Source organism: Tamlana sedimenti (genome assembly GCF_038148895.1).
Lineage (GTDB): Bacteria > Bacteroidota > Bacteroidia > Flavobacteriales > Flavobacteriaceae > Tamlana.
The window spans coordinates 619,256-643,855 of the sequence record NZ_JBBVGQ010000001.1; the positions used below are offsets into that span (position 1 = coordinate 619,256).

Here is a 24,600-nt window from a genome sequence, read left to right on the forward strand (position 1 = left end):
AATTGATTCTTTAATTAGATTTATGCTTCAGTTGTATTTCTCACTTTTGTTTGATAAATCACGTTTGGCTTCGTGCCTACATGCTCTAACAAGTGATACATACGATTATCTTCCTTAAGTTTTGCAACTTTACTTTCCTTATCATTGATATCACCAAAAATCATTGCTCCATTGCTACAAGCTGCAGAACAAGCTGTTTGGAACTCTCCATCCTTAATTTTACGTCCATCACGTTTTGCATCAAGAATAGTTTTTTGTGTTTTTTGAATACACATAGAACATTTTTCCATCACACCACGAGAACGTACAACAACATCTGGATTCAACACCATACGTCCTAAATCGTCATTCATATGATAATCGAACTCATCGTTACCGTTGTATAAGAACCAGTTGAAACGACGCACTTTATACGGACAGTTGTTTGCACAATAACGTGTACCTACACAACGGTTGTAAGCCATATGGTTTTGACCTTGACGACCATGAGATGTTGCTGCCACAGGACATACTGTTTCGCAAGGTGCATGGTTACAGTGTTGGCACATAACTGGCTGGAAGGCTACTTGAGGATTCTCTGAAGCGCTTTCCATTTCATTAAATTCACTTAACGAACTTCCTAAACCAGAAATATTTTCCTTTTTCTCGTTATCGCTCTCAAATGAATCTTGAGATGAATAATATCTATCAATACGCAACCAGTGCATATCACGGCTACGACGTACTTCAGTTTTACCAACTACAGGAACGTTGTTTTCAGCATGACAAGCAATAACACATGCTCCACATCCTGTACAAGCATTTAAATCGATTGACAGGTTGAAATGGTGACCTATTGAACGATCAAACTCATCCCATAAGTCAACTTCTGGAGATGTTACTGGAGTTTCTTCGTGATTTAATGACACCACAGGAACAGCATTCCAATGTTCTTTATCTTTGGTATTGAAAATCTCTAAAGTAGTTTCTTTAACAATATCACCACGTCCCATTAAGGTATTGTGCAATTGAACACAAGCAAACTCGTGTTCTCCACCAGCAGCCTCAACAGTTACGCTTTGAACATTGTTAAACCCTTGGTATAACGGATAAGCATTTACACCTGTTTGCATCTCTGCTTTCATCCCTTTGGTTTTTCCATAACCCAAGGCTAAACCAACGGAACCTTTAGCTTGACCTGGCTGTATAATAACAGGAACTGTTACAGAAACACCATTAACAGTAACTTTAGCATAATTACTGTTTAATGCACCATTGGCAACGTGAATATTGGTTAAACCCATGCTATCGGCATCAGCTTTTGAAACAGTTAAGTAGTTATCCCAAGCTGTTCTAGTAATTGGGTCTGGAAACTCTTGTAACCATGGGTTATTGGCCTGTTGGCCATCACCCATACCTGTTTTGGTATATAATGTTAATTCTAAACCTTCCGTTTTAGCAGATGCTGCTAAAGATCTGGCTGCATTTCCAAATGGTATTGCAGTTGTTTCTTCTTCAACCTCGGAAGTGCTTTCAGTTTCTGCCGCAATAGTGCCGACAAAAACACCATCGTGCAATGCTTGGTTAAAGGAACTTCCTCCTAAAATACTTGTACCCCAAGCATCTTTGATATAATCGTGATAAGAAACATCGTTTCCAGTCCATTTCAACAAAGCTTCTTGAAACTGTCTGGTATCAAATAAAGGACGAATTGCTGGTTGCGTTAATGCGTAATGTCCCTTTTTAATTTCAACATCACCCCAAGCTTCTAAGTAGTGAGGCGCTGCTGCAATATATTGTGCTTCTGTAGACGTCTCATCTTCTTTTAAAGAAAACGCTACAGAAAGTTCAGTCTTTTTTAAACCATCAACAAAGTCGGCTGAATTTGGCAAAGAGTAAACAGGATTAACACCGCTCATAATAATGGCTGCTACTTTTCCTGATTTCATATCAGCAACCAATTTGGCTACTGTTTTATCACTACCCTGTCTTGTTTTAATTGGTGTTTTTGGGTCGAAGGCTTTGCTTCCTAAGGCTTCATTGATTTCAAAAACAACTGTTTGTGCATTTACATCTTGAATACCTGTAACGACAACACCATTGCTTCCAGCCTTTTTAAGTTGAGAAGCTGCATTCTTAACAGCATCTTCTATATTTTCTGATAACTCTCCCGAAACTGAACCTCCAACTACATAGCTATGCAATTTAGCTAAAGCTATTTTTTGTTGTGATGGGGTTAATGGCACACGTTTATCAGCATTTGCACCAGTTAAAGACATATTAGCCTCAAACTGAATGTGACGCGACATTTTACCGTGGTCTGGAATTCTGTTTTTAGAATAACCCGAATCAAAACCACCTCCTTGCCAATCTCCCAAGAAATCAGCACCAACAGAAACTATCGTCATGGCTTTTTCAAAATCGTAATTTGCCAATCCACGTTCCCCATATTTAGCTTGGTATGCGTCCAATGCAGCAGATTCTGAGACAGCATCATATACCACATGGCGAACATTACCATACTTTTCTTTAAATTCTGAAATTAACTTGCTCGTTGATGGGCTAGCAAAAGTTTGTGTCAATAACACAATATCTTTATTTGCTGCAGCTATATCAGTTAACTTCTTTGTTGTTTCGGCATCAAAGTCACTCCAAGATATAGACGTTCCTTCTTTCTTTGGACCTTGAACCCTCAAACTGTCATACAAACCTAAAACCGATGCGTTAACCCTGGCATTTGCATTACCATTGGTTGCAGCCATCGCGTTATTTTCAATTTTTATCGGACGGCCTTCACGCGTTTTCACCAAAACACTCGCAAAATCAAATCCATCTGCAATTGTAGTTGCATAGTAGTTGGCCACACCAGGAATAATTTCAGTTGGCTGTACTACATAAGGAATGGATTTTTTAACGGGGCCTTCGCAAGCAGCCAAAGAAGCAGCAGCCGTAGTAAACCCTACATATTTTAAGAAATCGCGACGAGTAGTTGATGTAGATTCCAATGTGTTTTTATCACCTAAAAACTCATCAGTAGGAATTTCGTTAACAAACTCGTTTTGTTTTAGCGTCTCAACAATAGAGCTATTTTCGTTAAGCTCTTCAACACTTTTCCAGTATTTCTTGTTTGATGACATATTATATAATTGAATTACTTCTTGTTAAATTTATTAATAGTGACATTTACCACATTCCAAACCACCCATTTGAGCAGCCGTCAACTCATCCACACCATATTTTTTGGATAATTCTTCGTGAATTTTCTCGTAGTAGGCATTGTCTTTTACAGCCACATTTGTTTCTCTGTGGCAGTTAATACACCATCCCATGGTAAGCGGAGCATGTTGATATAAAATCTCCATTTCTTCAACAGGACCGTGGCAAGTTTGACACTCTACACCAGCTACAGTTACGTGCTGAGAGTGATTAAAATAAGCAAAATCCGGCAAATTATGAATACGAACCCATTTTACCGGTTGTGACTCTCCTGTATATTTTTGATCAGCATCGCTCCATCCAGCAGCAGCATATAGTTTTTTGATTTCACCATCATAGAACTCTTTAGTGTATTCTGGAGAAGTTTCACCATTATATTCGTAAATAGACTTGTGGCAGTTCATACAAACATTTAATGAAGGAATACCAGAAGTTTTACTAACCCTTGCTGAAGAGTGACAGTATTTACAATCTATACCATTATCACCTGCATGAATTTTATGTGAAAAATGAATTGGCTGTACTGGTTGATAACCTTGGTCTACACCAACCTGCATTAAGTAACCATATACAAAATAAGCACTTGCCAATAAAAAGAATATGGCGGTCACCAACATTAAAAATTGGTTTTGCAAAAACGCCTTCCAAAGCGGTGTTCTCTTAGCTTCTTCTGGCAATTCAATATTTTGGGCAGCAGCAAAACGACGTAACGTTTTATTTACCAAATAAAGACCAATAGCCAACAAAATAAATAGGATAGCTAAAGCGCCCAAAATGATTTCGTTTGAAATACCACCAGTTGCACCAGCGGGCTGTCCCCCTTGAGCGGCTACAGCCGTTTCAGCAGGAACAGCTTTTTCTTCTGCAGTATATGCTAAAATATTATTGATATCCTCGTCAGACAGTTGAGGAAATGCGGTCATTGCAGCACCGCCGTATTCATTATAAACTTTGTTGGCATAAGCATCACCAGACTTTATAACTCCTGAGCTGTTACGAATCCAAGCATAAATCCAATCTCTATCCAATCCTTCATCATCGGCTAAACGTTGCTCAACCTTACGTAATGCAGGACCAGTCATTTTTTTATCTAATTGATGACACGCCGCACAATTGGCATTAAACAATGATTTTCCTTTTGCTGGATCTCCATCTTGAGCAGAAAGAGAAGCTGTAAACGCTAATAAAATAATTAAGCTTAAACGAAGAATATTAGTGCCTAATTTACGGTGAATCACCTGTCTCATATTGTTGGTTATATTAACTTCTATACTTTGGTACGATTTTTTCTTTAACAAAAACAGAAAAAATACAGTTAAAAAAATCTCTCGCAAAAGTAATATTAAAAGTCGATTCCCAAAATGTTAGAGAAGTGTTAATAGCTAATTTAGAGTAATTCTAAATAATAAAAAAGCCCTCTTTTTAGTTAATAACCTATACATTTGTGATAAATATTTTGAAAATGGAACCATTAAAATTGAAAATCAGTTTTTTAAGTCTTTTCGCTTTCCTGCTGTGTGTATCATACAGCTACTCCCAGCAAGGGAATGTTACTGTAAATCAAGATAAAAAAATAGCGGCTTTGTTAGATCTTAAAAAGGAAATGAACAAGAGTGACAACGACTCCGATAGATACAAAATACAAGTTTACTCAGGAAATCGTTCTGGAGCACAAAGTGCACAAAGTGAATTCAGTAAGTCTTTTGCCGATTGGCACCCGACAATGCAATATGAAACACCTAATTTTAAAATATGGGCCGGTAATTTTAGAACACGATTGGAAGCCGATCGGGCACTTCAAAAAATAAAGCGGACATTCCCGAGTGCATTTATTTTCAAACCGAAGAAAAATAATAGTAAATAAAAAAGCCGTGCAAATTGCACGGCTTTTTTGTCTTTAATTTTATTTCAATTTCTTTTTTACTTCAACTTCGTGGAAGGCTTCAATGATATCACCTTCTTTAATATCGTTGTAGTTTTTAATTTGCATACCACAGTCATACCCTTTGGCAACTTCCTTAACATCGTCTTTAAAACGTTTCAGGGAAGCCAATTCGCCTGTGTGAACAACAACACCATCACGAATTAATCGTACTCCAGAGTTTCTGAAAATTTTTCCGTTGGTAACCATACAACCTGCAATACTTCCTACTTTTGAAACCTTGAATATTTCTCTAATTTCAGCCGTACCGGTAATTTCCTCTTTTAGCTCTGGAGACAACATACCTTCCATAGCATCTTTAAGGTCGTTTATGGCATCGTAGATGATTGAATATGTTCTAATATCTATTTCTTCTTTATCTGCAATGGTTCTTGCATTTCCTACCGGACGCACATTAAATCCAATGATAATGGCATCAGAAGCAGAAGCCAGCAACACGTCGCTTTCGGTTATCGCTCCAACACCTTTATGGATGATATTTACATGAATTTCTTCCGTTGATAATTTTTGGAATGAATCTGTAAGTGCTTCTACCGAACCGTCAACGTCACCTTTAAGAATGATGTTTAATTCTTGGAAATCCCCAAGGGCAATTCTACGACCAATCTCATCAAGAGTAATATGACGTTGTGTTCTAACGGATTGTTCACGTTGTAACTGAGCACGTTTTGCTGCAATTTGTTTTGCTTCGCGTTCGTCCTCAAAAACGTTGAACTTATCACCTGCTTGCGGTGCACCGTCCAATCCTAGAATCGATACCGGTGTAGACGGCCCTGCAACCTTTACATTGTGACCACGCTCATCTTGCATAGCCCTAACCTTACCACTGTGCTGTCCTGCCAATACATAATCGCCAACCCTCAAGGTTCCTGCTTGCACTAAAACAGTGGATACATAACCACGACCTTTATCTAAGAATGCCTCTACAACCGTACCTACAGCAGGTTTGTTAGGATTTGCCTTTAACTCCAATAATTCAGCTTCAAGCAATACTTTTTCCAAAAGCTCTTTAACGCCAGTACCAAATTTTGCAGAGATGTCATGTGATTGAATTTTTCCTCCCCAATCTTCCACCAATAAATTCATATTGGCCAATCCTTCTTTAATTTTATCAGGTTTAGCGTCTGGTTTATCAATCTTATTAATTGCAAACACGATAGGTACACCTGCCGCTTGAGCATGCGCAATGGCTTCCTTGGTTTGTGGCATGATATCATCATCTGCCGCAGCAACTATAATGGCGATATCGGTAACTTGGGCTCCACGAGCACGCATCGCTGTAAAGGCCTCGTGACCTGGTGTATCTAAAAATGCGATTTTTTGTCCGTTTTCCAATTCTACACCATAAGCACCAATGTGCTGGGTAATGCCACCGGATTCGCCTGCAATTACATTTTCTTCACGAATATAGTCCAGAAGTGATGTTTTACCATGATCTACGTGACCCATCACCGTAACGATTGGTGCCCTTGGCTTTAAATCTTGTGGTTTATCCTCAACTTCCTCTATTGATTCTTCAATATCGGCAGTTACAAATGAAACTTTATAACCAAATTCTTCAGCAACGATTGATAGCGTTTCTGCATCCAAACGCTGGTTCATGGTCACCATCATACCAAGAGACATACACGCCGAAATAATTTCGGTTACACTAACGTCCATCATGGTTGCAACTTCACTTGCCGTAACAAACTCTGTTACTTTTAAGATTTTGCTTTCTTCCGCTTCTAATTGTTGATCAAGCTCAGATTGTTCTCTATGCAGATCTCTTTTATCTCTTCTGTATTTAGCACCTTTACCTTTAGCAGATTTACCTTGAAGCTTTTCAAGCGTTTCACGAACTTGTTTTTTTACATCTTCTTCGCTAGGCTCCTCTTTTAATATATTTCGACGTCCTTGGCCTTTGCCCTTGAAACGATCACCGCCAGAACGGTTATCTCCTTTATTATCTTGAAGTCCACCTCCTTTACTTATTCTACGGCGTTTCTTTTTATTTGAGGATCCAGCGTCTCCAGACTTTGACTCAGCTTTCTTCTCTTCTTTCTTTTTCTTTGGCTTGTTGAACTGGGATAAATCTATTTTATCACCTGCTATTTTTGGACCACTAAGTTTTTGGTATTGAGTTTTAACCTGTTCCTCTGGCACTACCATTTCACCATCAATCTCAACCTTTTTAGGTTCTGGCTTTGATGGCTTTTCTATTTTTGATTCTTCTTTTGCCTTAGGAGCTTCTACCTTTTCTTCTTCTTTAGAAACTGGTTCTTCTGCTGGCTTTTTATCCTCAACAACTGGTTTAGGCTTATTAGAGTCTAAATCTATTTTGCCAACCTGTTTTGGGCCGGATAATGTTTTTGATGCTTTTACAACTTCTTCTTGTCGGGCTATTTCTTTGGCTTCTTCCGCTTTTTGCTTGTCTTCCAATTCTTGTTCACGCTTAATGCGTAAATCTTCCTTTTCTTTTAGCTTAGCTTCACTAACTTTTTGCGACTTCATTTTCTTGTTAGCATCTGTCTCAAATTCATCTGAAAGAATGTTATAGGTTTCTTCAGAAATTTTTGTAGTCGGACGCTTTTCTATTTCAATGCCTTTGGAATCCAAAAATTCCACAGCACGATCTAGAGAAATGTTCAGTTCGCGTAATACTTTATTTAATCTAATTGTTTCAGCCATAAATTGCCTTTAAAATACTCAAATCTATATTTTGTGCCAATTTAGGCACAAAGTAATGCAAAACTGCATTATTATTTACTATTCTTCAAATTCTTCTCTTAGAATTCTGATAACATCCAAAATGGTTTCTTCTTCTAAGTCTGTTCTTTTTACCAAATCGTCAACCTCTTGCTCTAATACACTTTTTGCGGTATCCAATCCAGCTTTGCTAAATTCTTCAATAATCCAGCCTTCAATTTCATCAGAGAATTCTCTTAATTCAACATCTTCCTCTGCACCTTCCCTGAACACATCAATTTCATAACCCGTTAACTGACCCGCCAAACGGATGTTGTGTCCGCCTCTACCTATAGCCTTACTTACTTCTTCTGGTTTTAAAATAACCTCGGCACGTTTGGCTTCTTCATCAATTTTTATAGACGTTACACGAGCAGGGCTTAATGCTCTGGTAATGTACAATTGCAAGTTATTCGTATAATTAATTACATCAATGTTTTCATTACCCAACTCTCGAACAATACCGTGAATCCTGGAACCCTTCATACCAACGCAAGCCCCTACTGGGTCAATTCTATCGTCATAAGAATCTACGGCTACTTTTGCTTTTTCACCTGGTATCCTCACTACATTTTTAATAGTAATCAATCCATCAAAAACTTCTGGTATTTCTTGTTCAAATAATTTTTCTAAAAATACTGGGGAGCTTCTGCTCATTATAATGGTTGGTTTGGCTCCCTTAAGCTCAACACTGTCAATAACACCACGTACGTTATCTCCTTTTCTAAAGAAATCTGATGGTATTTGTTTATCTTTTGGAAGTACAATTTCATTGCCTTCATCGTCCAACAAAATAACCGCTCTATGACGTATGTGATGCACCTCAGCGGTGTAAATTTCGCCAACTAAATCTTTAAATTGTTTGTAGATTATGGTATTGTCGTGCTCATGGATTTTTGAAATTAGGTTTTGACGCAATGCCAAAATAGCACGTCTTCCTAAATTTATAAGTTTTACCTCCTCAGACACATCTTCTCCTACTTCAAAATCTGGCTCAATTTTGCGTGCTTCAGACAATGAAATTTCTTGGTTTTCGTCTTCAACCTCACCATCGGCAACAACAACTCTATTTCTCCATATTTCCAAGTCACCCTTATCTGGGTTAACAATAATGTCAAAATTATCATCATCACCAAATTTCTTCTTAAGGGCACTTCTAAAAACATCCTCTAAAATTGCCATTAACGTAACTCTATCAATGAGTTTATCGTCTTTGAATTCTGAAAAAGATTCAATCAACGCGACATTTTCCATAATCTATTTAAAATTAAAATTTAATCATAACTTTTGCTTCTACAATGTTTTCATAAGGAATTTGAACTTCCTTTTTTATGGTTACTTTGCCTTTACCCACAGGTTTTGGCTCTCTAACTTTCCACTCCAAGGTGATATCATTATCTGATGTTTTGGTCAAAACCCCTTCCACTTCATCCTCGGCCGTTTTAACCTTCAAGGTTCTTTTAACATTCTTTTTATACTGTCGTTTATGGACCAATGGAGATGCTGCTCCGGCCGACATAACTTCCAAGGAAAAATCTTGTTCTTCCCTGTCCAAATTATGTTCAATGGCGCGGCTTACAAACATACAGTCTTCAACCAAAATACCATTGTCGCCATCAATAATCACCTTTATGTGGCTATCGCCTGAAATGGACAAATCAATAAGGAACAAATCTGGTCTTTCAATCAGCGCAGCATCCAGTAATTCGGCAACCTTGGTTTTAAACATTTTTTAGTATAAAAAGAGGGGACTTTTCGTCCCCTCATAATCTTTAATTTCGCCTTTCAACGGTGCAAATATATAACATTTTATTGATTTTTAAAGGAATATTTCATAAATTTAAATACCGCTTGCTTGTGAGAGCTTGATATTTCTGGGCTTACAATTTTTTACGCCTTTTTTATGAATATCATTTTTTAAACACAAACTAACTAAACCATGAACTGATGAAAAAATTACTTGTACCCACTGATTTTTCAGATCAAGCCGAAAATGCCCTGAAAGTAGCCGCACAAATTGCCAAAAAACACGATTGCGAAATTTACTTGTTGCACATTCTTGAAATGCCTTTACAAGAAGTAGACCCCATGGGCACCCACAGTAGCCTGCCAGAGGCTGTGTTTTTTATGAAATTAGCGCACAAAAAATTTGAGGAGCTAAAAAATAAAGATTATCTCGAAGGTTTGAAGGTTCATGAATCTGTCGATTTTCACGAGATTTTCAAAGGTATTTTTCAGCTCTGTAGAAAACAGGATATTGACCTAATTATTATGGGTTCCAACGGAGCAAGTGGCCTAAGAGAAATGCTTATTGGTAGCAATACCGAAAAAGTGGTACGCACTTCTGCAACTCCTGTGTTAGTGGTAAAAAAGGAGCATAAAATATTCAACATTGCCAATTTTGTGTTTGCTTCAGATTTTAAAGATGAAAGCAAAGCTACCTTTAAAAAGGCCATGGAATTTGCCAATAAACTGGGGGCTAAAATGCATTTACTTATGGTGAATACGCCCAATAAATTTATTACTTCAGCCGAAGCAAACCAACGCATGCAGAATTTTCTTGAAAGCTTTAAAGCTTCAAATCATACCTTGAATATTTACAACGATATGAGCATTGAAAAAGGCATTATGCATTTTTCTGAATCTATTGGTGCAGATTTAATTGGGATGAGTACGCACGGCAGACAAGGTATTTCGCATTTCTTTAACGGAAGCATCAGTGAAGATTTGGTAAACCATGCCAAACGCCCCGTAATTACATTTAAGATTTAAACCCCTTATTTTACCAAAACGCCCCTTAAATCCATTAATGGAACAGGTTGCAATGCCCTTAGGTTTATGGTATTTTTTCTAAAGAGGTAGGTTTTGTCAAACATTTGGTTTCCTTCAAAAAAGGAGACCTTAAAAGTGTTGTTCAATGCGAACAATTCCTCGACCATTAATTCTATTTTGGCAAAGCTTTTTTTGGGGAGGACGTCTATTTTCTTTCGGAAAGTAGCTGTTTTTTTGGTTTCGGAATAGCCACTGGTAACGATAAGCACCATTTCCAAATCAACATCTTTGTCATTTATAATGTAGGCGTTCCAATCTTGTGTTTTATGCACTTCGTTATACTCGTTAACAACGGCAATGTAAACGTCTTCAACTTTTGGAATTTCGATGTCTTTTTTCATTGACTACAAAGCAGACTTAAACTGCTCTAAAAAGCGCACATCGTTTTCACTCAACAAACGGATATCGCCTATTTGATGGAGCAGCATAGCAATACGGTCTATGCCCATACCAAAGGCAAACCCAGAATATTCTTTAGAATTAATACCGCAGTTTTCCAAAACGTTGGGGTCTACCATACCACAGCCCATAATTTCGAGCCAACCAGTACCCTTTGTAATACGGTAATCTATTTCGGTTTCCAATCCCCAATACACATCCACCTCAGCGCTTGGCTCGGTAAATGGGAAGTAACTTGGGCGTAAACGTATTTTGCTTTTCCCGAACATCTCGGTGGTGAAATGTTGAAGGGTTTGTTTTAAATCTGCAAAACTGACATCTTTATCTATGTAAAGCCCTTCAACTTGATGGAAAAAACAGTGCGAACGCGCCGAAATAGCCTCATTTCTGTATACTCTTCCCGGAGAAATGGTTCTAATTGGCGGTTTATTGTTTTCCATATAACGCACCTGTACCGAACTGGTGTGCGTACGCAATAAAATATCTGGATTGGTTTGAATAAAAAATGTATCCTGCATATCACGTGCCGGGTGGTATTCTGGCAAGTTCAATGCGGTAAAGTTGTGCCAATCGTCTTCAATTTCTGGACCTTCACTAACATTAAAACCAATACGCGAAAAAATATCAATAATTTGATTTTTTACAATGGAAATAGGATGGCGCGCACCAATTTGCACAGGCGCACCTGGACGAGATAAATCTCCATAAACGCCTTTTACTTCTTCCTTGCTTTCAAGCTCCTCTTTTAGGGCATCAACCTTGTCTTCGGCAATTTTTTTAAGTTTGTTTATAGTTTGGCCAAATTCCTTTTTTTGGTCGTTTGCTACATTTTTAAACTCTGCGAAATACTGTTTTAAAAGCCCTTTGGAACCTAAATATTTAATCCGGAACGCTTCAATCTCTTCCTTTGATTGAGCTTTAAAAGCTTCGGCTTCAGCTATGAGTTCGTTTATCTTATCTATCATGACACGTAAAAAATGATGGCAAATTTAATGTTTTTTATGAGATGCTGAAACAAGTTCAGCATGACAATCAATCAATATACTCGGTTTCTACAAAATAGTTTACAATGGCTTCTTTCATTAAAACCGATTGCTCACCGGCCTTTAAATGTGGTAAAGCTTCCAAAACTTTGTAATGTGGCCAGCCTTCATCATCCACAAAATCAAGCTCGTAATAGCCATAAGGTGCCAGCAATTTACAAATGGCAATGTGCATTAAATCAAGTTTTTGATCCTTTTTAAAGCTACGGTTTAACTGCCCAAGTTCCTGCACACCAATTAAATAAATAATGGCATCTAAATCTATGGGCGCCCCATCTGCAAATTGCTTGGATAGTTTTTCAACCACCAAATCCCAGCGTTCCTTTAATTGCTCGTCTCTTGACATTTTTGTATTGAACCTATAAGCGTTAAAAGTTGCAAAGTTAGCTTATATTTGACAAAATTCTGAATTATGAGCGTAATAGATATTGTTTTGGCCGGCTTAATTTTATTTGGGCTTGTTCGTGGTTTTATGAAAGGCCTTTTTGTTGAAGTAGCCTCTTTAGTGGCTTTGGTTGCCGGCGTTTATGGGGCTATACATTTTAGCAATTTTGCAGCTGACTTTTTACAGACCAAAACCGAATGGAACGAAAACACCATAAAATATTCTGCCTTGGCCATAACTTTTGTGGTTATTGTTTTGGCTATTGCATTGGCCGGAAAAGCACTGACCAAACTAGCCGACTTTGCTGCCCTCGGCATTCTAAACAAACTATTGGGCGGAGTTTTTGGCGCTTTAAAAATTGCACTTATTTTGAGCGTGGTCTTAAACATTTTCGATAAACTGAATAACAACATTACCTTTATTGACGAGGAAAACATGCAGGACACAGCCCTTTACAAACCTGTAAAGTCTTTGGTTCCAATTATTTTCCCGAATATATTATCGCCAAATGAAGGTGGTGATGATATTGATTTGGAAAGTGAAGTATAAAAAGATTGAAAAAATTACTCATTATGTTTTTCCGCCCATTGGATTAACATGTTGCAAAGCGTAAGATATCCTTATGGTTCTTAATGATAGCTTTTCAATCTTATTTGGATTTTCCTTTAATTAATCCAAATGATAAATCTCCATAATGTCGTGTAGATACTTTTCGAAATCTATTTTTAAATCGATTAGTTTTCCTGTATGCACATCAAATACCCAACCGTGTACTTTTAAGCCTCGGTCTCTGTATGCTTTTTGTACCGCTGCTGTTTTAATAAGGTTTACGCACTGCTCTTTTACGTTTAATTCTACGAGTCGGTCGTACTTTTTTTCTTCGTCGGCTATCTGGTTAAGTTCATTTCTGTGTATTCTATATACATCCCGAATATTACGCAACCATGGGTTTAAAATGCCCAAATCGGCCGATTGCATCGCTGCTTTAACCCCTCCACAAGCATAGTGCCCACAAACTACAATATGGTTTACTTTTAAATGGTCTACAGCATAATTAACCACAGACATCACATTCAAATCGATACTGATGACCATATTAGCAATGTTACGGTGCACAAACACCTCACCTAGTTGTGCGCCCATGAGTTCTTCAGCTGTTACTCGGCTATCACTGCAACCTATATACAACAGCTCCGGATTTTGACCTTTGCCCAGTTCTTCAAAATAATCGTCTTGAACTTCAAGTTTGCCTTTTATCCAAGCTTTGTTGTTTTCAAATACTCTATCTAAATTCATAGCTTACGGTTTGTGGGTATCTTTAACGTTGGTTTTTAACCATTTCATACAATCTTTAAAACTTTCAAAGATATGCTCTTTTGGAATTAAATCGGGAATAATATCAATACGCTCCATCATGTATTTTGGTTGGCTTAACAGCCCAACAAAAAGCACTTCAATATTCTTTTTGTTCAAATCCTGTAGCATGTCTTCCATGGCATAAAGTCCCGACTGATCCATATATTGCATACGCCCCAAACGAATGACCACCATTTTGGCCGTGTCTGGAATTTGAGCTGTTAACTGTTGAAAATCACTGGTTGAACCAAAAAACAATGGCCCTTTGATGTGTTTTATGAATACTTCTTCCCTTAAATTATCAGGAAAACCTAATTCATCTTTCCATGCTTCCTCTTTAAGCGGTTTAACATCGCTTCGTTCAGCCGTTAAATCACCTATTTTTTTCATGAACATTAAAGAAGCAATAACCAAACCGATACCAACGGCATATACCAAATTCCAAAATGTGGATAGAAACAGCACAACCAACATAATTAAAACCTCCGAACTTAGTTTTAATGGGCCAAGCTTAATATCCTTTGGCATACTGGGTATAGCCTTTAAGCCTTTATAATCCATTACGCCAATACCAACGGTTATTAATATACCTGCCAATACAGCTGCTGGAATTTTTGAGGCAATTGGCCCTAATCCCAATAGAATAACAAATAAAAGCACTCCGGCAATCATACCAGATAATCTTGTTTTTCCGCCTGAGGTAATATTTACAACGGTTCTAATGGTTGCCCCTGCCCCTGGAATACCACCGAAAACTGCGGCTATACTGTTTCCAATACCTTGACCTACCAATTCTTTATTGGGCTTGTGTTTTGTTTTGGTCATGTTATCTGCCACAACACTGGTCAATAAAGAATCTATTGCACCTAACAATGCCAATGTCAAAGCCGTAAATATGTAAGGTGTTACACTGTTGAGCTTAAAACTTGTAAAAATTTCGAGGTTTGGTATTGGTAACCCGCTTGGTATTTTTTCAATGGGTCTGTAATCCAAACCAAAACCAACGGCCACACCAGAAACCACTAGCAATGCAACCAGTGTGCTGGGCAAGGCTTTAGTTATTCGTTTAAACCCATATATTATAAATATGGTAGCTAACGCCAAAATCAATTCCAACCAATTAATATTTTGCAAAGCCCTTGGTAAAGCTTTTATGGCCCCCAAAGCACCTGAGGCTTCTTTAGCCGCTAGGGTTTTAGATTCTTTTAAAATATCTGCTTGACTTGTTTCATTAGCTCTTCTTATAGTTTCTTTAAAATCTTCAAGTACTAAAATGCCCTCACCTGCTTCTTCCTCCAATATATTCTCTAAAATGGCTTCTTCGGCAAATGGCTTAAAGGTTTCAACAAATTCGGCATCTTCTTTTGGGTAATACCCTAATGATGGCAAAATTTGGGTCAATAAGATAATCACCCCAATGGCGGTCATAAAACCAGAAACAACTGGATAAGGAATATACCTAATGTACTTGCCCAGGCCTAAAACACCCAAACCAATCTGCATTAATCCAGCCAATAAAAAAACAGTTAAAATAACAGGCATGGCCTTTGAAACATCACCATCATTAACTGCAATGATACTCGCAATTACCACCATACTAACAGCTGTCATCGGTGCTGTTGGGCCAGAAATTTGTGTGGCTGTTCCTCCAAAAAGTGCTGCAAAAAAGCTAATGAAAATGGCTCCATAAAGACCCGCGGTAGGCCCCAAACCGGAAGACACCCCGAAAGCTAATGCTAATGGCAGTGCAACAATTCCAGCGGTAATACCACCAAAGGCATCTCCTTTTAAGTTCGAGAAGAGGTTTTTCATCAGTTAATGTTTATTTGCGATTTAAATAAGAATCCTAAATTTAATTCATAATGGCCCGAAAAAAAAGCCTTACATTAAAAAGTATTCCTTTTTCAACTAAATTAAGAATTTTTAAAAATTAACAAATGCAATGATATTGAACTGATCTCTGCCTGAAGTTTCAAAAAATTGATTCATATATCCTACCTCCAATTTAAGGTTTTCATTAACTTGAAAACCCAACCCGCCATATAATCGGTTTCTATCAAATTTGGCGCTTTCAGTATTTAAAAATATTTCGTTGTAGGCCGAAAAATAAAATGGGCTGTTTTCTTTGAAGGGAATATTTAGGCTTAAAAAGTAGCGAAATCTCATTTTAAAATCTGATGTCACAAAACGCTGTTCAAACCTATATCTGTGATTTAATTTAACACTTCCAATATTTTGCTTTAAAGTAAACTGCTGAAAAATTCTGTGCTCATTAATCGAAATTTTGTTGTTGGTATTTCCGATATAATTTTCAGATAGAATATAACCGTAGCCTAAAAGTACATTATTTTTTCCTTCGTTGAATGTGTAGCCCAAACCCGTTCTGAGCAACAATTGCTCTAAATCGCCAACAGCATTATAATTTCTATATTGCACCTCGTTGTGAACATTCCACTTAGTGTTTATCTTTTTGTTGCCAATATAAATGAGCCAGTTACCAAAATTACTGTCTTGGGCATGAATAAAAAAAGGTAGCATAAGCAACAAAGCCAATGCTACCATACTTGCTTTCTTTTTCATATAATTTATTCCCTTAGAAAGCACTAATCTATTCGTAAAATGTAACCGCTCCTGTGTTTATATCGTACATGGCACCAATAATCATGATTTCACCATTTTTCTCCATTTCGGCTAAAATTGGACTTTCTTTATGTATCCTTTCTATGGTTAGCTCCACATTCTTTTTCGATACATTGTCAACAAATTCTAAGTTTTTAGAGTTTCTAAAATTTTCATCTTTAGGCTCTTTAACAGCATTTACTGCTGGGTCAATTTTTTCAATCAACTTGGTTAAGTTACCCATTTTAGCGTGGTCGCAAGCCCCTTTTACAGCACCACAACTAGTATGCCCCAAAACCACAATAAGTTTTGTGCCTGCCAACTTGCAGGCAAATTCCATACTTCCCAAGATGTCTTCGTTAACAAAATTTCCTGCAATACGAACGCTGAATATATCGCCCAAACCTTGGTCGAAAACCAATTCTGCAGAAACCCTTGAATCTATACAACTTAAAATTGTAGCAAAGGGGAATTGTCCATCACTTGTATCGTTAACCTGCTCTAAAAGGTTTCTGTTAGCCTTTAAGTTATTTTGAAATCGTTCATTACCTTCTTTTAAATATTGCAATGACTTCTCTGGAGTCATCGTTGCTTGTGTTTCTCTGGTGTGTGCTTTCATGCGTTATTGTTTACTGTTATTGCTGTCAAAATTATCTAGTCTTTAAATTTCTACTTCCGGTTACTAAAAATGAAACATTAAGGTTATCTATTACCTCCTCAATGTTTGATTTTTTGGCACTTAACTTGTTTTTATTTGGGTGTGATGACCTATCGATACAAAGCAAATTAATGTTGTTTTTTGACAAATATTTGTCGATTACCTTTATATTATTGTCGGCCTGCTCAAAAACATACTCAACATTATTTTCGTTAAGCTGATTTTGTCCTTCAATTGCTTCACTAGCCTTTTTTATGATTTTGAAAGATCTTAAAGGTTTTTGAGTGTTTGCTATTAAATCTTTAGCAAACTCGAAATCGATTTGTTTGTTTGAAGCATTTAACATCCCCAAACCAATTTCTTTACTTGGTTCAAGTGCCTTTTTGTTGGAAGCTATCATAACAACACCGTTAAAATTATTGAGAACAAAACTGGTAATGTTATCGCCGATTAAACCCAAACGATTAGTTTTTCTTTTTCCCAAAACGATAATATCTGGCTTGTTCTCTTCCAAATAATTTTCTATTTCATGCTTAACATTACCGTATGAAAAAGATGTGGTAATGTTTACTCCGTAATCTTCTTTTATGGGGTTTATTAAACTTTCAATTTTCTTTTTCGTTGCAAAATGTTTTTGGTTTATGGTTCGCTTTGCAGAAAGTTGGTTTTCATCTTCAACAACATCTGATGCTTTTTTTACATGAAAAAAAGTTATTTCTCCTCCAATAATTTTCGCAAGGCTTACCGTGCTTTTTAAAGTGGAATCTACCGAATTTTTCAAATCAGATAGCACCAATATTTTATATTTATTTGTTCTCATGACACCTAATTTAAACTTAAACTTGACTGAGGTCTTGTTCTGAAGAACTCAACAAAACTTTCTGGATTCTCTACTATTCCACGCTTGGAGGTCAACTTTATATCAATATTTCTTTCTTTCGCCTTAAACAGAAAATCCTCGAGAATTTCAATAATGTCATTATCTAAATATCTTGTTTTTAACAGATCTATTTCTAAAAATGTATCTCTTGGCAAGCTATCCAACTCCTTAAGAATCGCTCCTTTGTTAAAAAAGGTTACTTCTTCTGCCAAAGACATTTTTATTTTGTGTTTTCCATTGCTTTTGTCTTCAATATGAAGGAAATGAGAATTTTGGTAGCTTTTTAATAAAATAACAACTATACCAACCAATAAGCCCAAACCTATGCCATAGAGAAGGTCAATAAAAACAATACCTAGAACGGTTACCGTGAAAGGGATAGATTGTTTCCAACCCAAATCATACATCTGTTTGAATAATTTTGGTTTCGCCAATTTATAACCAACAACCAACAAGATAGCTGCCAATACAGATAGCGGAATCATATTCAATAACCTAGGAATTAAAATAACGGAAATTAGCAAGAAAAACCCATGAATAATGGCCGACATTTTAGATTCTCCACCCGATTGAATATTAGCAGAACTACGCACAATTACCTGAGTAATGGGCAATCCTCCAATCAATCCGGAAATGATATTCCCCGTACCCTGTGCCAACAACTCTCTGTTGGTTGGAGTTACGTTTTTATGGGGATCTATTTTATCGGTAGCTTCTACACAAAGCAAAGTTTCCAAACTAGCTACTAAAGCTATGGTGAATGCTACAATCCAAACATCTGTATTTGTAATAACCGCAAAATTTGGAAAACTAAACTGCGCCATAAATGATGCTGTATCTTCAGGCACAGGCACACTTACTAAATGTGACTGTGAAATGGCCAATGCTTCGTTTGATTGTGTTACTGAGTAAAAAATAATACCCAAAATAACAGCAACCAACGGGCCTTGTATCAATTGAAAAATTTTGGCTTTTTTAGTTAAAACCCTATCCCATAAAATCAATATGGCAAGGCCAATAACACCAATAATAGTGGAACCAACAGTAATATTATCGAAAATGTTTAAAATCGCCGAAAATGTGTTTTCTCCTGAGGCTTCAAAAAAGCTATCGGCACCTTCTGGTTCTGCGTCATAGCCAAAAAAATGGGGGATTTGTTTTAAAATAATGATAATTCCAATGCCCGTAAGCATTCCTTTAATAACCGATGAAGGAAAATAATATCCAATTACTCCTGCTTTTAAAAACCCGAAAATTAACTGAATTACACCTCCAATAACTACGGCAACAAGAAAATTTTGATAACCCCCCAAAGTTCCAATGGCCGTTAATACAATAGCTGCCAAACCTGCTGCAGGTCCACTAACACCAATATTAGAACCACTTAAGGCTCCTACAACAATTCCTCCAACAATACCAGCTATTAATCCTGAAAATAATGGTGCCCCACTGGCAAGAGCTATACCTAAACACAAAGGCAAGGCAACAAAAAATACAACTATACTCGCTGGTAAGTCTTTTTTAATAGTTTTAAACATATTATAAATGAGTTTTATTTTGGCTTTGGAACCAAAAAAGTCAATAATTAAAATTGATTATGGCCTATAAAAAGGCTAAAATTGAATTTATAATATGTGTAACCTAGGAGGGGGTGAAGTTAATTTTAAATGTGGGTTAGGATATTTTTTGGCACAATATTCTAAATTGTGCTCATCCTCTAGAATTGAAAACTTTAGGTCTGATGCTTCCAAATTGCAGTATAACAGCTCCTTTTCAGCTGTTTTCTTTCCACCTTTTTCTTCTTCTTCTGAAGTAGTGTAAAAAACCGAAACATCAACCGAATCGTCTATTATAGATATAACTGTTGGCGCCATTAAAAATAGCAAAAACAGTGTTGTTAATAATATGGAAACGATTTGTTTCAGCATTGAATTCAATTTTTAAAAACGTAAATATACAATTCTTAACGTTAAGTTTTTATTAAAAATCGTTTAACAGCCTGATGTCCTGCGATGCAACCCAACCTGTTTTTCCGTCTGAAAGTTTAATCTTCTTCCAATCGTTGTAAGATTCATCCACCTGAACTTTAGTGCCTTCGTGCAACCTAAACGCCTCTTCACCACGTTGGTTAGGTGTGTTTCTAACTTTGCTTTCTTGAGCAAAAATAATAGCCGGATTATCCAGTTTATCTAAATTATATCTGTGGAAAGCGAAAGCCACCGTCACAAAAACCAAACCTAAAGACAGTAAACTTCCAATAAAAGCCATGCGTTTGCTTAAGGTTGAATATGAAAAATAGTAGACCAAAAATAAAATAACAAAACAAAAAACCAGCCCAACAGCAGTTTTTGCCCAGCCATCAAATGATAATCTATTTGCTGCACTGTTTAAAAGCTTCGGCAAACCAGCTTCCGGAACTACATCAATGGCATCAATGGTCATATTTTTGGCAAAAGCTATGTTGTTTTTAATGTCTTCATCATTGGGTGCCAATAGAAGAGCTTTTTCGTAATAATAAATGCTAGGTGCAATATTATTTAGCTTGTAATGGGCATTGCCCATATTAAAATATAAATCGGCAGACTGTACTCCGCTATTCAAAATAGCTTTATAATTATCAATGGCTTCGGCATATTTACCTTCATTATAAAGGGCATTGGCCTTTTCAAACGTAGATTGGTTTTGAGCAACACAAAACGTGGTCAATAAAAAAACTAATATATATACTAATTGCTTCATTTTACCGTGCTTGCTTATCAATTAATGAAATAGTTTTGGCCGCCTTATCGTAATCCTCTTGCATCGTAACGTTGTCTATTGGGGTATAGCGCGCCAAATCACAACTTTCTATAATACCAATAAAATCTTTTATCACTTCCTGTTGTACCTGCTTTTGTTCTAACAAACTTTTAATTTTATCCTTACTAAAATCGCTCGTTTCTATATGCAATTTTGCCTTCAGGTAATTATGTAAGGCTTTCTCCAAAGCGATGTAAAACGCTTCTTTTTTACCCAAAGATTTCTTGGCACTGCTCAAATACTTTTTCGCCAATTTATCGGCTTTTCTAATTTTATTTCCAAAAACATCAGCATCCCTGCTCGCTTTTTTATTTCGAATAACAATAGCAACAGGAATAACTAAAAAAGGCAACAATAATAAACTCCAAAATAGTTTTGTTTTAAAGAAATACTCTTGTTTAATAGGTTCAAATTCTGTTTTCGTTTTTATAAACGCGAAGTGATCACTATTTAAAACCACCTCCTGCTTTTTACCACTGGCAACCGAAGTGCCGCTATTATTTGCATTAGTATTGGACGGCCCGCTTAAAACATTGATAACAATTTCATCAGAAGACAACCGTTTATAGCTTTCTGTAGCCAAGTCAAAATATGAAAATGAAATGCTCGGTATGGGGTACTTTCCTTTGTATTGCGGAACCACTGTATAACTATCAGAAATATCACCCTGCATACCAGACAAATTGGTTCTTACATTTTCTTTGTGTTCCGGCTCGTATACCTCCAATGAACTTGGCAAGGAAATTTTAGGTAATTTGAATAGTTTTAAGTTGCCATTTCCGCTTACATCAACCTTTACCTGCAATGATTCTGTAGCGTCAAGTTCCGTTTTGGAAGCCGAAACATTAAGATTGAAATCCCCTACCGCACCAGTAAAATCAACTGGCTTACCCACTTCCGGTAATGGTTTTACATTAATGGTTTTGTTGCCAGCCGAAACTGTTTTGCTTGTGCGTGTCATTAATAAACTTCCAAAAATATCTCGCCTGTTTGTTGGTACTCTTAAAGCAATATCCAATGTTAGAGGCTCAATATCAAGTTTGCCCATTTTTTGAGGGTACAAAACCGTTTTTCGAAGCACTAAAAACCTGTAGTCTTCACCGTTAAATTTTCCGTTTTGTACTTTTTGCCCTTGGGTGTCGATGTTTTGGCTCCAAAAATCGTTATACCTTGGTGTATCTATTTCATTCCAATTGTCAACTGCTATTTTCGGTGAAACGTATAATTTGTAAACTACGGTAATGGCCTCGTTTAAATACGGATTGGTTTTTGAAACCTCAGCTACCAAATGGATGTTTTCAGAAGCCAAATATTGAGGATCATTGGGGTCCTTTGGAACATCGACGGCTGCAGTTACCACTATTTTTAATGGTGTGGTTTTATACGTCTGTCCGTCTATTACAATCGTAGCCTGCTCAATAGTGAAATTTCCACGAGATTTTGGTGCTAAAAAGTAGCTGTATGTTTTTTTAAAGGTGCGCTTGCCGTTAATCCATGAATTGCTAACGGCTTGGTTGGGACCACCAACCACTGTAAAGTTGGCAAAATCTGGTGGATTAAAATTATCCCCATCTTGGTTCATTTCAAAGTCGATGCGCAGCCTCTCATTAACTCCCAATGTGGTTTTGCTCGCTTTTGCATTAAACTCAACTTGCGCTGAAACAAAACTCGTGGCAAAAACCAATAATATGATGGATATGTGTTTTACTATTTTCATTTTTCTGTTAAAAACTTTTGGCTTCGGTCTTCCCTACTTCCAAATCCTCTACCAATCTTTATCTGTTTGGATAATGACACCTTGTTGCTTTTCAGCATTCATTTTTTCTTGAACTTTTTGTTCTTGATTGTTCATGGCCTCCAAAAGGTTCTTTATTTGCTGGGGAGACAATTGTCCTGGTTGTGGTTTGGGCTGTTGTTGCTCCTTTTCTTCATCACCTTTTCTTTGATCTTGCTTTTCGTCTTTAGGTTTTCCGTTTTCATCCTTTTTATCTTCACCATCCTTCTTGTCTTGGTCGCCTTCGTCCTTTTTATCCTCTTTATCGTTGCCTTCTTTATCCTGATTTTCCTTGTTTTCTTGATCTTGATTATCCTGTTGGTCCTTATCCTTTTGGTCTTGGTTGTCTTTATTTTCGTCTTGCTTATCCTGATTCTGGTCTTGCTGGTCTTGCTGGTCTTGTTGTTGTTCAGCACATGCCTTGGCTAATGCGAAATTATATCGGGTTTCGTCATCTGTAGGGTCATTTCTCAAAGCGTTTTTATAGGCCTCGACTGCTTCCTTGCATTTTTTGTTTTGCATTAAAACGTTACCAATGTTATGAAATGCTTTGTGTTTTTCAGATTTTGAAGTGGCTGCTTCTGCAGCTTCTTGAAGCCTGAAAATGGCTTCATCAAAATTTCCGTTTTTTATATAGGTATTTCCTAAATTATAAGCTCCAGCTACAGACTTTGGCTGTTCTGAAATCGCTTTTCTGTATTCCATTTCAGCTGAAACCACATCATCATTTTGCAATAAACTGTTGCCTTCATAAACATAATTATTGGCCTTTTTTAATGCCAACAATTGTGCTTTGTCCTTTTCTTGGGAAAAAGACATAATCACCGAAAACATTAATAAAACCGTTAGTAATTGCTTCATTTTCATTTCTAAATTAGAAAATATTGTCTTTTTTGTCCGTTAAAAAATTTATAAAAATGGGAATTATTGAATCGGTTACAAATTTTCATTGAAAAGATTCAATTTTTTCAGCCATTCCGTTTTTCTTTCCAATAGGAAAATATCGATAAACAAGAAAAATATGCCAAAGCCTAAAAACCACTGAAATTGATCTTTAAAATCGGCAAACTGCTTTGACTCAAACTCCGTTTTATCCATAGCGTTTAAAATCTCATGGATGCTTTCAACCACATCTTTGGTATTCTTCCCATTAATGTAGGCACCGTTAGCCTCTTCTGCAATATTCTGCAGTGTTTCTTCATTCAATTTGGTTATTACTGTTTCGCCTTGGCTATCCTTTTTATAGTTTAAAACCGTGCCATCTTTTTTAATTGGAATTGGCCCTCCTTTTATATCTCCCACACCTATGGTAAAAATTCTAATACCTTCTTCGCTGGCCTGCTCTGCCACCGCAGCTGCCTGCTCGCTATGGTCTTCGCCATCTGATATGATAATGAGTACTCTGTTGGTTTGCTCATCATCATCAAAATAAGTAGTTGCCAATTTTATGGCTTCATTTATTGCCGTTCCTTGCGAAGACAACATATCGGTATTCATGCTTTGTAGAAACATTTTGGCCGATGCATAATCTGTTGTAATAGGCAATTGTGGAATTGCCCTTCCCGCGTAAGCAATAATCCCTATGCGGTCGCTTGCCAAATTATTGATGATTTGCGTTACCAACTGCTTGGATTTTTCCAAACGATTGGGTGCAATATCTTCGGCCAACATACTTTTTGATACGTCAATGGCAAATACAATATCTACACCTTCGCGCTTAACTGTTTCTAGCTTTGTGCCAATTTTTGGGTTGACCAATGCAATTGCCAAACACAAAAAGGCCAAACTAAGTACAATTATCTTTAAAACACCCTTAAAAACAGAGCGATTTGGACTTAACTTTTGTAATAATGTTGAATCAGCGAATTTTTTTTGCGCTTTATACCTCCAAAACTGAAGTAACAAAAAGAACAAGACTACCACTGGAATAACCAACAATGCCCAAAACCATATTTTTTCGTCTAATTGATACATTTTTGTTTAACGTTTTT

Annotated in this window: 22 protein-coding genes; 3 read left to right on the forward strand and 19 right to left on the reverse strand. The window is 36.8% G+C overall.

Annotated elements, in window-relative coordinates; all coding sequences use genetic code 11:
• Nucleotides 1–20: 20 nt before the first annotated feature.
• Nucleotides 21–3,116, reverse strand: coding sequence for a TAT-variant-translocated molybdopterin oxidoreductase (locus WJN01_RS02710; protein WP_445195620.1), 3,096 nt, complete (start codon nt 3,114–3,116; stop codon nt 21–23).
• Between the two features lie 33 nt (nt 3,117–3,149).
• The gene (locus WJN01_RS02715; protein ID WP_445195621.1) at nt 3,150–4,442 is read right to left on the reverse strand and encodes a c-type cytochrome; all 1,293 of its coding nucleotides are present in this window, start codon (nt 4,440–4,442) and stop codon (nt 3,150–3,152) included.
• Nucleotides 4,443–4,657: 215 nt separating this feature from the next.
• On the opposite strand from WJN01_RS02715, the gene WJN01_RS02720 reads away from it, so the two are divergent.
• Nucleotides 4,658–5,059, forward strand: coding sequence for an SPOR domain-containing protein (locus WJN01_RS02720; RefSeq protein ID WP_445195622.1), 402 nt, complete (start codon nt 4,658–4,660; stop codon nt 5,057–5,059).
• 39 nt (nt 5,060–5,098) lie between these two features.
• Here WJN01_RS02720 and infB read toward each other — a convergent pair whose 3' ends face one another.
• The 3 genes from infB to rimP all read right to left on the reverse strand — a co-directional run bounded on the left by infB (nt 5,099) and on the right by rimP (nt 9,593).
• On the reverse strand, nt 5,099–7,807 hold the full coding sequence (infB, locus tag WJN01_RS02725; protein WP_445195623.1) for a translation initiation factor IF-2: 2,709 nt from the start codon (nt 7,805–7,807) through the stop codon (nt 5,099–5,101).
• Between the two features lie 78 nt (nt 7,808–7,885).
• Entirely contained in the window at nt 7,886–9,118 is a 1,233-nt protein-coding gene (gene nusA / locus WJN01_RS02730; protein WP_370477563.1) for a transcription termination factor NusA, read from the reverse strand.
• A 13-nt stretch (nt 9,119–9,131) separates the two neighbouring features.
• Entirely contained in the window at nt 9,132–9,593 is a 462-nt protein-coding gene (gene rimP / locus WJN01_RS02735; protein ID WP_445195624.1) for a ribosome assembly cofactor RimP, read from the reverse strand.
• Nucleotides 9,594–9,811: 218 nt separating this feature from the next.
• Here rimP and WJN01_RS02740 point away from each other — a divergent pair, with 218 nt between their 5' ends.
• A complete protein-coding gene (locus WJN01_RS02740) occupies nt 9,812–10,636 on the forward strand; it encodes a universal stress protein (RefSeq protein ID WP_445195625.1) in 825 nt (274 codons plus the stop codon).
• Nucleotides 10,637–10,641: 5 nt separating this feature from the next.
• On the opposite strand, the gene WJN01_RS02745 is transcribed toward WJN01_RS02740, so the two are convergent.
• The 3 genes from WJN01_RS02745 to WJN01_RS02755 all read right to left on the reverse strand — a co-directional run bounded on the left by WJN01_RS02745 (nt 10,642) and on the right by WJN01_RS02755 (nt 12,484).
• Complete coding sequence (locus WJN01_RS02745) at nt 10,642–11,037, reverse strand: hypothetical protein (RefSeq protein WP_445195626.1); 396 nt, start codon at nt 11,035–11,037, stop codon at nt 10,642–10,644.
• A 3-nt stretch (nt 11,038–11,040) separates the two neighbouring features.
• A complete protein-coding gene (gene pheS / locus WJN01_RS02750) occupies nt 11,041–12,060 on the reverse strand; it encodes a phenylalanine--tRNA ligase subunit alpha (RefSeq protein WP_445195627.1) in 1,020 nt (339 codons plus the stop codon).
• Nucleotides 12,061–12,127: 67 nt separating this feature from the next.
• Complete coding sequence (locus WJN01_RS02755) at nt 12,128–12,484, reverse strand: hypothetical protein (protein WP_445195628.1); 357 nt, start codon at nt 12,482–12,484, stop codon at nt 12,128–12,130.
• A 66-nt stretch (nt 12,485–12,550) separates the two neighbouring features.
• On the opposite strand from WJN01_RS02755, the gene WJN01_RS02760 reads away from it, so the two are divergent.
• A complete protein-coding gene (locus WJN01_RS02760) occupies nt 12,551–13,072 on the forward strand; it encodes a CvpA family protein (RefSeq protein WP_445195629.1) in 522 nt (173 codons plus the stop codon).
• A gap of 120 nt (nt 13,073–13,192) precedes the next feature.
• Here the strand turns inward: WJN01_RS02760 and WJN01_RS02765 are convergent, their stop codons facing one another.
• The 11 genes from WJN01_RS02765 to WJN01_RS02815 all read right to left on the reverse strand — a co-directional run bounded on the left by WJN01_RS02765 (nt 13,193) and on the right by WJN01_RS02815 (nt 24,583).
• Nucleotides 13,193–13,819: a carbonic anhydrase gene (locus WJN01_RS02765; protein WP_445195630.1), complete on the reverse strand. Its 627-nt coding sequence runs from the start codon at nt 13,817–13,819 to the stop codon at nt 13,193–13,195.
• A 3-nt stretch (nt 13,820–13,822) separates the two neighbouring features.
• Nucleotides 13,823–15,691, reverse strand: a complete 1,869-nt coding sequence (locus WJN01_RS02770) for a SulP family inorganic anion transporter (protein WP_445195631.1) — start codon at nt 15,689–15,691, stop codon at nt 13,823–13,825.
• A gap of 111 nt (nt 15,692–15,802) precedes the next feature.
• Nucleotides 15,803–16,459 carry a DUF2490 domain-containing protein gene (locus WJN01_RS02775; RefSeq protein WP_445195632.1) on the reverse strand — a complete coding sequence of 219 codons (657 nt, stop codon included), beginning with the start codon at nt 16,457–16,459 and terminating at the stop codon, nt 15,803–15,805.
• Nucleotides 16,460–16,487: 28 nt separating this feature from the next.
• Nucleotides 16,488–17,117, reverse strand: a complete 630-nt coding sequence (locus WJN01_RS02780; protein WP_445195633.1) for a carbonic anhydrase family protein — start codon at nt 17,115–17,117, stop codon at nt 16,488–16,490.
• A 31-nt stretch (nt 17,118–17,148) separates the two neighbouring features.
• Nucleotides 17,149–17,976 (reverse strand): universal stress protein, encoded by an 828-nt coding sequence (locus WJN01_RS02785; RefSeq protein ID WP_445195634.1) that lies wholly within the window; start codon nt 17,974–17,976, stop codon nt 17,149–17,151.
• Nucleotides 17,977–17,981: 5 nt separating this feature from the next.
• Entirely contained in the window at nt 17,982–19,574 is a 1,593-nt protein-coding gene (locus WJN01_RS02790; RefSeq protein WP_445195635.1) for a SulP family inorganic anion transporter, read from the reverse strand.
• 87 nt (nt 19,575–19,661) lie between these two features.
• A complete protein-coding gene (locus WJN01_RS02795) occupies nt 19,662–19,964 on the reverse strand; it encodes a hypothetical protein (protein WP_445195636.1) in 303 nt (100 codons plus the stop codon).
• Between the two features lie 52 nt (nt 19,965–20,016).
• Entirely contained in the window at nt 20,017–20,775 is a 759-nt protein-coding gene (locus WJN01_RS02800) for an SH3 domain-containing protein (protein ID WP_445195637.1), read from the reverse strand.
• Between the two features lies 1 nt (nt 20,776).
• Nucleotides 20,777–22,552 carry a BatD family protein gene (locus tag WJN01_RS02805; RefSeq protein ID WP_445195638.1) on the reverse strand — a complete coding sequence of 592 codons (1,776 nt, stop codon included), beginning with the start codon at nt 22,550–22,552 and terminating at the stop codon, nt 20,777–20,779.
• Between the two features lie 48 nt (nt 22,553–22,600).
• A complete protein-coding gene (locus tag WJN01_RS02810; protein ID WP_445195639.1) occupies nt 22,601–23,470 on the reverse strand; it encodes a tetratricopeptide repeat protein in 870 nt (289 codons plus the stop codon).
• A gap of 75 nt (nt 23,471–23,545) precedes the next feature.
• Nucleotides 23,546–24,583 (reverse strand): vWA domain-containing protein, encoded by a 1,038-nt coding sequence (locus tag WJN01_RS02815; RefSeq protein WP_445195640.1) that lies wholly within the window; start codon nt 24,581–24,583, stop codon nt 23,546–23,548.
• Between the last annotated feature and the right edge of the window lie 17 nt (nt 24,584–24,600).